The organism is Curtobacterium sp. PhB25, from assembly GCF_004365375.1.
Classification (GTDB): domain Bacteria; phylum Actinomycetota; class Actinomycetes; order Actinomycetales; family Microbacteriaceae; genus Curtobacterium.
In genome coordinates, this window is record NZ_SODR01000010.1 from 92,110 (window position 1) to 104,243 (window position 12,134).

Sequence of the window (12,134 nt, forward strand, 5' to 3'; positions counted from 1 at the left end):
CGGTTGAGAGCCGGGAGGCCCGGTGCCAGCTGGAACCGGGCCTCCCGTCCGTCACGCGGTGACGACCACCGCTACTGGTTGCTGAAGGCGGCGTCGAACGCAGCCTGCGGCTGCGGCCAGAGCAGGGAGCGGACGAACGCGGCCGCCTCGGCGGCGCCGTGCAGGCGGTCCATGCCAGCGTCCTCCCACTCCACGGAGATCGGGCCGGCGTAGCCGATGTGCCGGAGCGCGCGGAACGCGTCCTCCCAGGGGATGTCCCCGTGCCCGGTCGAGACGAAGTCCCATCCGCGGCGTGGATCGCCCCACGGCAGGTGGGATCCGAGGATGCCCTGCCGGCCCGACGCGGAACGGATGCGGGTGTCCTTGCAGTCGACGTGGTGGATGCGGTCCGCGAAGTCGGTGATGAAGCCGACGGTGTCGATGCCCTGCCATGCCATGTGCGACGGGTCCCAGTTGAACCCGAAGGCCGAGCGGTGGTCGATCGCCTCGAGGGCACGCACGCTCGTCCAGTGGTCGTACGCGATCTCGGACGGGTGGACCTCGTGGGCGAACCGGACACCCTCGGCCTCGAACACGTCGAGGATCGGGTTCCACCGGTCCGCGAAGTCCTGGTAGCCGGCGTCGATGACGTCCTGCCCGACGGGCGGGAACATCGCGACGTACTGCCAGATGCTCGATCCGGTGAACCCGACGACGGTGTCGACACCCATCTTCCGGGCCACGCGGGCCGCACGCTGCATGTCGGCGGCGGCGCGCTGCCGGACGCCCTCGCCGTCACCGTCGCCCCACACGGTGTCGCGCAGGATCGCGCGGTGGCGGAAGTCGATCGGGTCGTCGCAGACGGCTTGCCCTGCGAGGTGGTTCGAGATCGCCCACACCCCGAGGCCGTGGCGGTCGAGGACCTCGAGCCGGCTCCGCAGGTAGGCGTCGTCCTCGTCCGCGCGGGCGAGGTCGAGGTGGTCGCCGGACGCTGCGATCTCGAGACCGTCGTAGCCCCACTCCGCGGCCAGGCGGGCGACCTCCTCGAAGGGCAGGTCGGCCCACTGCCCGGTGAACAGGGTGACGGGGTTGGTGGTGGTGCTCATCGTTCCTCCGTGCTGGTGCTCGTCCACCGTCCGGTCGCGGCTCCGCGCAGGACGGCGTCGACGACCTCGAGGGAGCGGACACCGTCCTCGACGGTGGGGAGTCCCTCGGGTGTCTCGCCACGGACCGCGGCGTAGGTGTCGGCGCAGAACGCCGCGAAGGCGTCCGTCCAGCCCTGCGGGTGCCCGGCCGGTGTCCGGTTGAGCCGCGCCTGGCCGGCGGAGACGGATCCTTCGGCACGGTGCACCGTCGTGGAGCCGTGCTCGCCGCCGAACCACACGGACTCGGGGTGCTCCTGGTCGAACACGGCAGACCCCTGCGAGCCGTCGACCTCGATCCACAGGCGGTTCTTCCGGCCGGCGGCGACCTGCGAGACGACGGTGTTGGCCAGGGTGCCGTCGGCGGTGGCGAAGGTCACGACGGCGGTGTCCTCGGTGCGGACCGGGACGGTGCCGGTGCCGGTTTCGGCGCTGGTGCCGGTTCCGGTTCCGGTTCCGGTTCCGGTTCCGGGTCCGGGTCCGGGTCCGCCGAACGATGCGCCGGCGGAGGTGGGGTCGGGGCGCTCGGCGTAGGCGATCGACGTCCGGGCGGTCAACTCCGTGAACCTCGTTCCGGTGATGAACTCGGCCAGGTCGGTCCAGTGCGTCCCGATGTCCGCGAACGCCCGCGACGGACCGCCCCGCTCCGGGTCGACCCGCCACGTCGAGGCGTCCGGCGACACCATCCAGTCCTGCAGGTACGAGCCGTGCACGGTCAGCACCCGGCCGAGCGTGCCCGCGGCGACCCGGGCACGGAGCTCCCGGACCATCGGGTGGTACCGGTACACGTACGGGACCGTGCTCACCGTGCCGGCGGCGCGCACGGCATCGGCGAGCCGTCGGCCCTCCGAGAGCGTCATCGCGACCGGCTTCTCGACGACGGTGTGCAGCCCGGCCGCCGTGGCGGCCAGGGCGTAGTCGACGTGGGTGTCGTTCGGCGTGCAGACGTGCACGACGTCCGGCCGGTCCGCGACCAGTTCGTCGACGGACGCGTACCCGGTCGGCACGCCCCACCGTTCGGCGGCCTGCCGGGATCGCGACGCCGACGAGCCGAGCACCCCGCCGACGACCGCGCCGGCGTCACGGGCCGCCCGGACGTGCGCGTCCGCGATCATGCCCGTCCCGATCACGGCGACGCGGAGTGCGGTCACCGGCGTCCCTCGAGGAACGCACGGAGCCCGGCGACGACGAGGTCGTGGTCCTCCGTCGAGGACAGGCCGGAGGCCGTCGCGGCCGCGACCACACCGGCACCGCGGACCCGGATCGGGAACGACCCTCCGGTCACGGCGTACTCGGCGCCGAGCCACCCGATCGCCGCGGGATCGACCCCGGCGGCGGACAGCCGGGCGTCGACGAGGGCACTCGACTGCTCCATCCGGAGCACGACCGCGGCCTTGCGGTCGATCCAGACGTGCTGGTCCGGGGTGATGCCCGGTGTCGCCGCGCGGAACAGGCCGAGGCCGGGACGACGGATGTCGATGCCGACGGCGTGGCCGGCCTCGTGGGCGATGCCGCGGATCAGGGAGCCCAGCTCCCAGGCGTCGTCGTGGGTGAAGGCGTCGAGCACGAGGTCGCGCTCCTGCTGTTCGAGGGTGGTGATGAGGTCGGACATCGTCGTCTCCTGCTCAGCCCGCGGCGATCTGCGCGCGGGCGGTGTCGACGGTCTCGAGGATCGAGATCGTCTCGTCGAGGGTGTGCAGCGGGGACTCCGTCCGCCCCTCGCCGACGAAGCGTGCCAGGGCGGTGGCTTCCCAGGCCAGGGCGGCGAAGCCCCGCAGCGGTGTCGGGTCCTGCCAGTGCAGGACGGGCGAACCGTGTGCTGCTGCCGAGATCGTGAAGGTCGTCGGGTTGTAGAAGGGTCCGGCGAAGTCGATCGTGCCCTCGGTGCCGGCGATCGACGCAGTCGTGGGCGTGCGGGCGGCGATGGTCGTGTGCAGGACGGCCTGGGCGGCGCCGTGTTCGAGGACGAGCGAGCCGGAGGCGTCGACGCCGGACTCGGTCATCCGGCCTCGTGCCGTGACGCGGTCCGGGGTCCCGAGCACCATCGACGCGAACTGCACGGCGTAGATGCCGAGGTCGAGCAGCGCTCCCCCGCCGAGCTCCGGACGGAACAGCCGGTGGTCCGGGCCGAACGGGATCGCCTGGCCGTGGTCGGCGAGCACGCTGCGCACCGCACCGAGCGCACCGTCCGCCAGCAGGGTCCGGAGCACCGAGGCCTGCGGCAGGTACCGGCTCCACATGCCCTCCATCGCGAGCACCCCGGCGGCGCGTGCGGCATCGGCGACGGTGCGGGCCTCGGCAGCCGTGACGGTGAAGGGCTTCTCGATGAGCACGTGCTTGCCGGCGGCGATCGCTGCCAGGGCCACCGCGGCGTGCTCACTCTGCGGTGTCGCGATGTAGACCACGTCGACGTCGGGCCGGGCGACGAGGGCGTCGACACCCTCCACGGCTGCCTCGATCCCGTGCTCGGCGGCGAACGCGGATGCGCGGGGCAGTGACCGGGACGCGACGGCGACGATGCGCTGGGCGGTCGAAGCGCGCACCGCGGTGGCGAACTCGCCGGCGATCCAGCCGGGGCCGACGATCCCCCAGCCGAGGGACCGCTCACCGGACGCCGTCGTGAAGAGCTCGGGTTCGGGCAGGGCGGTGGGGATCATCGTGCTCCAGTGCTCTCGGTTCCGTGGTTCGTCGTCGGGCGGTGGCATTTGCGCTTGGCACGAGATAACATCGCCGACGTCGTCAGGTTAGCACGAGCCAAACGCGCGTCACCGATGACCGGGTTTCCGACCGGACGACGTGCACACGACCCGAGGAGGAGTCGATGTCGACAAGGCTGCCGGCGCACCCGTTCACCACCGCCACCCCGACCAACCACGTCAGCAACTGGTACCTGACCGCCCTCGGACTGGCACAGTTCGGCATCTACGTGGCGATCTTGTCGCCGGTCTACGTCAGCATGCAACTGAAGGCCCAGGCGCTGAACCCCGACGACCCCGCCTCGGTGATCGCCGTCGCGCTGCCGCTCGGATCGCTCGGCGCGATCTTCGGCAACCCGCTGTTCGGCGCCCTGAGTGATCGAACCCGGACGCGGTGGGGGCGCCGCCGCCCGTGGCTACTCGGCGGCATCCTGGTGCTGCTCGGCGGACTCGCCATGGTGGCGTACTCGCCGAACGTCGGCATGCTCACCGTGGCGTGGATCATCTGCCAGCTCGGGTCGAACGCCGCCTGCTCGGCCATGATGGCCAGCTGGGCGGACAACGTGCCCGAGCTGCAACGCGGCCGCGCCTCGAGCGTGATCGGGCTGGCGCAGAACCTGGCCGTGCTCGCCGGCACGTACGCCGCCGTCCTGCTGGTCGAGAACCTGCCGCTGCTGTTCATCTTGCCCGGCATCCTCGGCGTGCTCTGCGTGCTGGTGTACGCGTTCGTCACCCCCGACCGCATCCCCGAGGTCCGACCGAAGCCGTTCTCGTGGCTCACGATCGTGCAGACCTTCTGGACGAACCCGATCACGCACCGCGACTACGGACTGGCGTGGTGGTCGCGGTTCCTGATCATCCTCGCCACGTTCCTGTTCACGACGTTCCGGCTGTTCTACATGCAGGACCACCTCGGCATGACCGCGCAACGCGCCACCTCGGCAGTGGCGTTCGGTGTCCTCCTCTACACGATCGCACTCATGATCGGCACGGCGTTCTCGGGCTGGCTGTCCGACCGGCTGCGGCGCCGCAAGGTGTTCGTCGGCGGCTCGACCCTGCTCTTCGGCGTGGGCCTCGTCGTGCTCGTCTACGCGCAGGACGTCACCGTGTTCTACGTCGCCGAGGTGATCATGGGCTTCGCCTACGGCATCTACGTGGCCGTCGACAACGCCCTGGTGGTCGACGTCCTGCCCGACAAGGACAAGCCCGGCAAGGACCTCGGCGTCATGAACATCGCGAACTCCCTGCCGCAGTCGTTCGCGCCGGCACTCGGTGCCTTGCTGCTCGGGGTCGGCGCTGGTGACAACTACCCGGTGCTGCTCTGGGGCGCCGGCATCGTGGCACTCGTCGGCGCACTCGTCGTGATCCCGATCCGCAGCGTGCGCTGAGCGGCAGCCACCCCGACCCGGAACGACATGGTCGACGTCGCACGACGTCCACCACGTCGTTCCGGGTCAACGCTCGACGCTCAGCGCTCGGCAGGACCCGTCGACGCGCGCACCACGAACCCGGTCGGTGTCGCGACACGACGTCGCTCCCCACCGTTCCCCGAGGTCCGGTCGAGGACGGCAGCCAGCGCCGCGTCGACCGTCGCCTCGACGTCCTGGTGCACCGACGTCAAGCGGTGGTAGCTGAGCGACGCGAGGTAGCTGTCGTCGAAGCCGACCACCGACACCCGTCCCGGCACGTCGACACCGTGCTGCGCGAAGACGGCGAGCAGGCCGGTGGCGCACTGGTCACCGCAGCAGACCACGGCGGTGGGCAGGGTGTCGCGGGCGACGAGCGTGCGGGCGGCCGCGGCGCCATCCTCTTCGCTGAAGCCGCTGGGGACGACGTCGGTCTCGGCTGCGAGTCCGGCGCCCTGCATCGCGGCACGGTACGCGGTCGCACGATCGAGGCCGACCAGCCCGTCCTCGCCACCGACGTAGGCGATGCGGCGGTGACCGAGACCGATCAGGTGCTCGACCGCGGCGCGGAGCCCACCGGTCTCGTCCACGTGCACGTTGTCGGCGTAGGGGGCGTCCGTCCACTCGCCGAGGAGCACGACCGGCACGAGGCGACTCGCCTCCTCGAGCGCGGTCGCGTCGGGGTCGGGGTTGAACACGACGAGGGCCTCGACGCGTTCGCCGAGCAGGTCGGCCACCACCTGGTCCGTCGAGCGCTCGGCACCGGCGGGGCCGAGGGCGACGCCGAAGCCCTGCTCGGCGGCACGGGCGAAGAGCCGTTCGACGAACCGGACCTGGAACGGGTTGCGCATGCTGAAGACCGCACCGATGAGCCGCGTGCGGCCCTCGCGGAGCAGCCGGGCCGAGGTGTGCGGGCGGTAGCCTAGCTCGGCCGCCGCCGCGAGGATCCGGTCGCGGGACTCCGCGCTGGGTCCGGGCGCGCCGCGGAGCACGAGCGAGACGAGCTGCCGGGACATCCCGACGTGCTCGGCGACGTCGCGCATCGTCGGCAGGCGGCCGCCGGTGGGGCGCCGCTCCGGCAGGTCGTCGGTCCCCGTCGTCACCCGGCCAGTCTGGCACGTGCGAAGGACGCGTAGGCTGCGATGGCACGAGCCAATCCCTGCGAGAGGACGACGATGACCCTGACGCTGCCCACCCCGGTGCTGCCCGACCCCGACGCCGTTCCGGCCCTGCGGTGGGGCGTGATCGGCACTGGCATCGCCGGCAAGTTCGTCACCGCGATCCACCGGCACACGCCGCAGCGGGTGATCGCCGTGACCGCCCGTGATGCTGCGAAGACCGCACGGTTCGCGAAGGAGCACGGTATCGACCGGACCGTGCCGAGTGTCGAGGCGCTCGTGACCGACCCCGAGGTCAACGTCGTCTACGTCGCCACCCCGCACCCGCTGCACCGCGAGCAGGCCCTCGCTGCGATCGCCGCCGGCAAGCACGTCCTGATCGAGAAGCCGATCGCGATGTCCGCTGCCGAGGCGCAGGAGATCACCGGTGCGGGACGGGCCGCCGGCGTGGTCGTCATGGAGGCGATGTGGACGCGGTACCTGCCGCAGTCGGACATCATGCGGCGACTGCTCACCGACGGCACGATCGGCACCGTCCGGCTCGTGACCGCCGACTTCGGGTTCGTGATGCCGTACGACCCGGGGCACCGCCTGTGGGCGCCGGAGCTCGGCGGCGGCGCGCTGCTGGACGCCGGCGTCTACCCGATCTCGTTCGCCGCCTCGGTGCTCGGCTCCCCGGACCGCGTGCTGGTCGAAGGGGCGAGCGGTCCGGGCGGCGTCGACGTGCGCGCCGACCTGCTGCTCTCGTACGCGGGCGGAGCCCGGTCGATGTTGTCGACGTCGCTCGAGACCGCGCTGCCCGTGCGAGCCTCGGTCGTCGGCACCGAGGGACGCATCGACGTCGGCAGCCCGTTCTTCGGGCCCTCGTCGATCACCGCGGTTCGTGGGAACTTCGCGGCGTCGGAGTCCGCGACCTGGACGGACCAGCGACTCGAGGTGCTGCATGACGGGCTCGCCTACCAGGCCACCGCACTCGCGTCCTTCGCAGCCGAGGGGCGGATCGAGTCGCCGGTGCACACGCACGACGATGTCGTCGGCGTGATGCGGGTCATCGACACGGCCCGGGCAGCGATCGCTGCGGCCCTGTGACGGTCAGGTGAGCCCGACGTTCCGCAGCCACCGGTCGACGTCGTCTCCGGCAGCGCGCTCGCGGACGTCTTCGCCGCGCACTGCGAGCCCCTCGCCGAGCGTCGCCCCGGTGTCGAGGTCGCGGTAGAAGGACTCGGTGGAGCCCAGACCGCTCACCGCGTACGTGACGACCGGCAGCAGCCGCTTGCCGGACAGGTCGACGGCCTCGACGAAGGTCGCCATGATCATCGGCGGCTGGACGTTCCAGATCGGGCTCCCGAGCAGCACCGTGTCGTAGGCGCGCAGATCGGGCAGTTCGCTCGCGATCTCCGGACGGGCGTCGTCGTCCTGCTCCGTGCTGTTGCGCGCCACGGTGGCGTCGTAGCGGTCGGAGTAGGGGTCGGCGGCCTCGATGCGGACGACGTCGCAGTCGATCCGGTCACCGATCAGACCGGCGAGGACCTCGGTGTTGCCCGTGTCGATGGTGCGCCGACCGCCGTTCCAGTAGTTCTCGCCGGGTCGGGAGAAGTACGCCAGCAGGACGCGGTCGTCGCGCGCGGTCGGGGACACGGTGCTCCTCGGGGTGGTGGACGGAGTGGGCGCGGTGGTGCACGCGGCCAACAGCCCACCCACGGCGACACTGAGCGTGCTCGCTGTGGCGGTCCGCAGCACCTGACGGCGGGTGGGCTGCCGGCCGGGCACGCAGATCAGGCTTCGGCGCGGCCGGTGAGCCAGCGGACCATGTCGGGGTCGACGTGGGAGAAGAACTGCGACTCACCGGCCTCGAGCTCGGCGATCGTCGCCATCTGCTCGTCGGTGAGCTCGAAGTCGACGACGTCGAGGTTCTGCTGCATGCGCTCGGGCTTGACGGACTTCGACACGACCACGACGCCGCGCTGCACGAGCCACCGGAGCACGACCTGCGCGACCGATTTGCCGTGCGCCGCACCGATCTCGGACAGGACCGGGTTGGTGAACAGATCGTTCTTGCCCTCGGCGAACGGCGCCCATGCCTCGAGCTGCACGCCCTCCGTCTGCATCAGCTCCTGGTAGTCGGCCTGCTGGTGGAACGGGTTCGTCTCCATCTGGTTCACCGCGGGCACGACGTCGGCGAACGCGATGAGGTCCACGAGTCGGTCGGCGGCGAAGTTGGACACGCCGATCGCGCGGAGCCGGCCGTCTCGGTGCGCCGTTTCGAGAGCACGCCACTCGCCGTAGTAGTCACCGAACGGCTGGTGGATCAGGTACAGGTCGAGGTAGTCCAGGCCGAGCTTCTGCAACGACGTGGTGATCGCGTCACGGGCGCCGTCCTCGCCGCGGCGCTGGATCCACAGCTTCGAGGTGATGAACAGCTCCTCGCGGGGCACACCGCTGGCGGCGATGCCCCGGCCGACGGCTTCCTCGTTGCCGTACGAGGCGGCGGTGTCGATCAGTCGGTAGCCGGACGTGATCGCATCGGTGACGGCCCGCTCGGTCTCGTCGGCGGGGATCTGGTAGACGCCGAAGCCGAGCTGCGGCATCGTCGTACCGGTGTTGAGGGTCACTGTGGGAGTCGTCTTCGCCATGACTCCCATGAGACTCCCGCGACGGCGTCCGTGGGAGGGCGGGCTCTTCCGTGTACCAGCAGTCACTCCTTCGCGACAGCGCGTCGTCGTACGGTGAGGGGCATGGACAACCAGGCCGAGGTCAGTGACTTCCTCCGCACCCGGCGTGCTCGCATCACGCCCGAGCAGGCCGGCCTCATCAGCGGCGGTCGGCGACGCGTCCCCGGGCTCCGTCGCGAGGAGGTCGCGATGCTCGCGGGGACGAGCATCGACTACTACGCAAAGATCGAGCGCGGGAACCTCTCCGGGGTGTCGACCGAGATCCTCGAGGCGATCGCCAGTGCGCTGCAACTGGACGACGCCGAGACCGAGCACCTGCACGACCTCGCCCGCGGCGCGGCTCCGGCCCCGATCCGTCGGCGGACCACCACGCCGGAGCCAGTCGTGCGTCCGAGTCTGCAACGCTTCCTCGACACGGTCACCGGGACACCGACGTGGGTGCGGAACCGGCAGATGGACATCGTCGCGACGAACCCGCTCGGCCGGGCGCTCCTGGCACCGGTCCTCGACGCCCCGGGTGCGCAGGGCAACAACGCACGCTTCACGTTCCTCGACCCCGCGGCCCGGACCTTCTACCCGGACTGGGTGGCGGGCGCGAACAGCATCGTCGCGACGCTCCGACAGACTGCCGGACAACACCCGCACGACAAGGACCTCACCGGACTCATCGGGGAGCTCGTGACCCGGTCCGACGAGTTCCGGGCCCGCTGGGCTGCCCACGACGTGCGGTTCCACCGCACCGGTGCGAAGCGGATCCACCACCCCGACGTCGGCGACCTCGAGTTCACGTACGAGGCGTTCGACCTGCCCGACAGTCCCGGGTGGACCATGTACGCCTGCACGGCGACAGCCGGGTCGCCCACCGGAGAACGCCTCACCCTGCTCGGCAGCCTGTCGGCGACCTCGGCAACGAGCTGACGTGGGTACCGTCACTCCCGTGCCCGGTCCTCGCCTCATCCACCACCTCGGGGTCTTCGCCAGCGACTTCGCCGCGAGCGAGGCGTTCTACACGGCGGCACTCGCGCCACTGGGGGTCGAGGCGGGCTACCGCACCGAGTCCGTCGCCGAGTACTGGACCACCGGCCAGGACACCCCGAGCGTCTCGCTCGAGACCGCACCCACGACGGCGGCGGTGACCCGTGGTCTGCACCTGGCGTTCGAGGCGGCGAGCCGCACCGAGGTCGATGCGTTCCACTGGGCGGCCGTCGCGTCCGGCGGGCTCTCGCGCCACGAGCCTCGGTACTGGCCCGAGTACCGCGCCTACACGGCGTTCGTGAGCGACCCCGACGGCAACAACGTCGAGGCGCTCGTCAAGGAGCACTGAGCGCGGCGACGCCGCCCGTCGGTTCCCTCAGCATGCCTGCAGGCGACCGTTCGCCGACGCGGCGGCGTCGGTCATGCGTCGCAGGAACGCCAGGACGACCCGCGTCTCCTCAGGATCGGTGTCCCGCACCGTGGCGGCGATCTCGGCACCGGAGAACGCGAGGAACCGCCCGCTCTCGGCGCGCGCGGACTCGGTCGGCCGCAGGGTGACCCGCCGTCGGTCGGCGCTCTCGCGGTGCCGGGTGACGTGCCCGGCCCCTTCGAGGCGGTCGAGCAGTACCGACGTGGCGCCCGACGTCATGCCGATCCGCCGGGCCAACTGCGCCGGGGAGAGTGGCTCGCCGGCCTGGTCCGCCCACACGATCTGCCCGAGGGCGTTCGCGTCGGAACCGGGCAGACCGATCCACGACGACAGGTGGCGCTGGAGTTCGTCGAAGGTGACGGCCCAGTCGCGCAGCGCGTGCATGACGGCCACCTCGTCGTCGGACCACACCGTGGTGAGGGGGTCGATGTCGGGCATCCAGGTTCCTTTACTGTGCAGTTGCTTTACTGTAAAGCATGACCTCACAGCACGCAGTGATCTCCGGAGCCAGCATCGCAGGCCTGTCCGCCGCCTGGTGGTTGCGCCACGTCGGGTGGCAGGTGACGGTGATCGAACGTGCGCCGTCCTTCCGCGACGGCGGGCAGAACGTCGACGTCCGCGGGGTCGCTCGCGAGGTGCTCGAGCGCATGGGCCTGGTCGACGCCGTCCGCGCACGCAACACGACCGAGACCGGGACGGTGATCGTCGATCGTGACGGCAAGGTCCGGTCCGAGCTGCCCTCCGACGGCCCGGACGGTGCCACCGCAGAACTCGAGGTCCTGCGCGGCGACTTCGCCCGGGTGATCCTCGACGACCTGCCCGACGGCGTCAGCATCGTCTACGGCGAGACGATCCAGGACGTCGACGACCAGGCCGGCGGACGCCGGGCGACCGTGACCACCGACGCCGGACGGGTGCTCGACGCCGACCTCGTGGTCATCGCCGAGGGCGTCCGCTCCCGGACCCGCGACCGGCTCTTCGCCGCGGAGGGCGAGGTCGACGAGCGGGACCTCGGGGTGACCATGGTCTTCGGGACGATCCCGCGCACGCCGTCCGACGACGACCGCTGGCGCTGGTACAACGCTGTCGGCGGGCGTCAGGTCCACCTGCGCCCGGACCCGTACGGCACGACGCGGGCGATCCTGGCCTACGCCGGCGGCGACGACCTGGTCGGCCGCTCGCGGTCGGAGGCCCTGGCGACACTGCGGACCCGCTACGCCGACGCCGGCTGGCAGACCGAGCGCGTGCTCGACGGGTTCGACGGCTCGGACGACGTCTACCTGGACGAGCTGACCCAGATCCGGATGCCGCGCTGGCACCGCGGCCGCGTGTGCGTGATCGGCGATGCGGCCTGGTGCGTGACACCGATGGGTGGCGGTGGCGCTTCGCTCGCCCTGACGAGCGGGTACGTGCTGGCGGCATCGGTCACGGCGGACGAGGACCTCGACCGCGCGCTCGACGCCTTCGACACGTGGATGCGCCCCCTGGTCGACAAGATCCAGGGCATCCCGAAGGGCATCGTGCACTTCGCGTACCCGCAGACCCGGCTCGGGCTCGCCGCCCGGGGTGTGGCGGACAAGGTGCTGCTGTCGGCGCTCTTCCGACCACTGGCAGCACGGCTGACCCGGGTCGCCGACAGCGATCGCCCCCTGCCGCCACTGCCCGAGACCCTGCAGCAGGGTTCGCGGTAGCGCTGCCGGGGCGGGCCGTGCGTCC

At 71.5% G+C, this 12,134-nt stretch carries 13 protein-coding genes; 5 read left to right on the forward strand and 8 right to left on the reverse strand.

All coding sequences use genetic code 11. The features are described 5' to 3' along the window. Nucleotides 1-71: 71 nt before the first annotated feature. From EDF51_RS17425 to EDF51_RS17440, 4 genes are read right to left on the reverse strand one after another with little or no spacing between them, the layout of a single operon-like run. Entirely contained in the window at nt 72-1,085 is a 1,014-nt protein-coding gene (locus EDF51_RS17425; RefSeq protein ID WP_132099517.1) for a sugar phosphate isomerase/epimerase family protein, read from the reverse strand. Then, complete coding sequence (locus EDF51_RS17430) at nt 1,082-2,272, reverse strand: Gfo/Idh/MocA family oxidoreductase (protein ID WP_134195784.1); 1,191 nt, start codon at nt 2,270-2,272, stop codon at nt 1,082-1,084. Before EDF51_RS17430 ends, EDF51_RS17425 begins: the two co-directional genes overlap by 4 nt. Continuing rightward, nucleotides 2,269-2,733 carry a heme-degrading domain-containing protein gene (locus tag EDF51_RS17435; RefSeq protein ID WP_123340601.1) on the reverse strand — a complete coding sequence of 155 codons (465 nt, stop codon included), beginning with the start codon at nt 2,731-2,733 and terminating at the stop codon, nt 2,269-2,271. Before EDF51_RS17435 ends, EDF51_RS17430 begins: the two co-directional genes overlap by 4 nt. A gap of 13 nt (nt 2,734-2,746) precedes the next feature. After that, complete coding sequence (locus EDF51_RS17440; protein WP_134195785.1) at nt 2,747-3,778, reverse strand: Gfo/Idh/MocA family oxidoreductase; 1,032 nt, start codon at nt 3,776-3,778, stop codon at nt 2,747-2,749. Nucleotides 3,779-3,942: 164 nt separating this feature from the next. Between EDF51_RS17440 and EDF51_RS17445 the strand changes: the two genes are divergently transcribed. Then, complete coding sequence (locus EDF51_RS17445) at nt 3,943-5,205, forward strand: MFS transporter (protein ID WP_134195787.1); 1,263 nt, start codon at nt 3,943-3,945, stop codon at nt 5,203-5,205. Between the two features lie 80 nt (nt 5,206-5,285). Here the strand turns inward: EDF51_RS17445 and EDF51_RS17450 are convergent, their stop codons facing one another. After that, complete coding sequence (locus EDF51_RS17450; protein ID WP_207906634.1) at nt 5,286-6,326, reverse strand: LacI family DNA-binding transcriptional regulator; 1,041 nt, start codon at nt 6,324-6,326, stop codon at nt 5,286-5,288. Between the two features lie 72 nt (nt 6,327-6,398). Between EDF51_RS17450 and EDF51_RS17455 the strand changes: the two genes are divergently transcribed. Continuing rightward, nucleotides 6,399-7,430, forward strand: a complete 1,032-nt coding sequence (locus EDF51_RS17455; protein WP_131878154.1) for a Gfo/Idh/MocA family oxidoreductase — start codon at nt 6,399-6,401, stop codon at nt 7,428-7,430. A 3-nt stretch (nt 7,431-7,433) separates the two neighbouring features. On the opposite strand, the gene EDF51_RS17460 is transcribed toward EDF51_RS17455, so the two are convergent. Together EDF51_RS17460 and EDF51_RS17465 are read right to left on the reverse strand one after the other, a co-directional pair. Beyond that, the gene (locus EDF51_RS17460; protein ID WP_243648959.1) at nt 7,434-7,979 is read right to left on the reverse strand and encodes a flavodoxin; all 546 of its coding nucleotides are present in this window, start codon (nt 7,977-7,979) and stop codon (nt 7,434-7,436) included. 137 nt (nt 7,980-8,116) lie between these two features. Beyond that, the gene (locus EDF51_RS17465; protein ID WP_131878152.1) at nt 8,117-8,974 is read right to left on the reverse strand and encodes an aldo/keto reductase; all 858 of its coding nucleotides are present in this window, start codon (nt 8,972-8,974) and stop codon (nt 8,117-8,119) included. A 102-nt stretch (nt 8,975-9,076) separates the two neighbouring features. On the opposite strand from EDF51_RS17465, the gene EDF51_RS17470 reads away from it, so the two are divergent. Together EDF51_RS17470 and EDF51_RS17475 are read left to right on the forward strand one after the other, a co-directional pair. Next, on the forward strand, nt 9,077-9,931 hold the full coding sequence (locus EDF51_RS17470; protein ID WP_131878150.1) for a helix-turn-helix transcriptional regulator: 855 nt from the start codon (nt 9,077-9,079) through the stop codon (nt 9,929-9,931). A gap of 19 nt (nt 9,932-9,950) precedes the next feature. Further along, the gene (locus EDF51_RS17475; RefSeq protein ID WP_131878148.1) at nt 9,951-10,337 is read left to right on the forward strand and encodes a VOC family protein; all 387 of its coding nucleotides are present in this window, start codon (nt 9,951-9,953) and stop codon (nt 10,335-10,337) included. Nucleotides 10,338-10,364: 27 nt separating this feature from the next. Here the strand turns inward: EDF51_RS17475 and EDF51_RS17480 are convergent, their stop codons facing one another. Continuing rightward, entirely contained in the window at nt 10,365-10,856 is a 492-nt protein-coding gene (locus EDF51_RS17480; RefSeq protein ID WP_131878146.1) for a MarR family transcriptional regulator, read from the reverse strand. Between the two features lie 38 nt (nt 10,857-10,894). Here EDF51_RS17480 and EDF51_RS17485 point away from each other — a divergent pair, with 38 nt between their 5' ends. Further along, the gene (locus EDF51_RS17485; RefSeq protein WP_123340593.1) at nt 10,895-12,109 is read left to right on the forward strand and encodes an FAD-dependent monooxygenase; all 1,215 of its coding nucleotides are present in this window, start codon (nt 10,895-10,897) and stop codon (nt 12,107-12,109) included. The last annotated feature ends 25 nt before the right edge of the window (nt 12,110-12,134 follow it).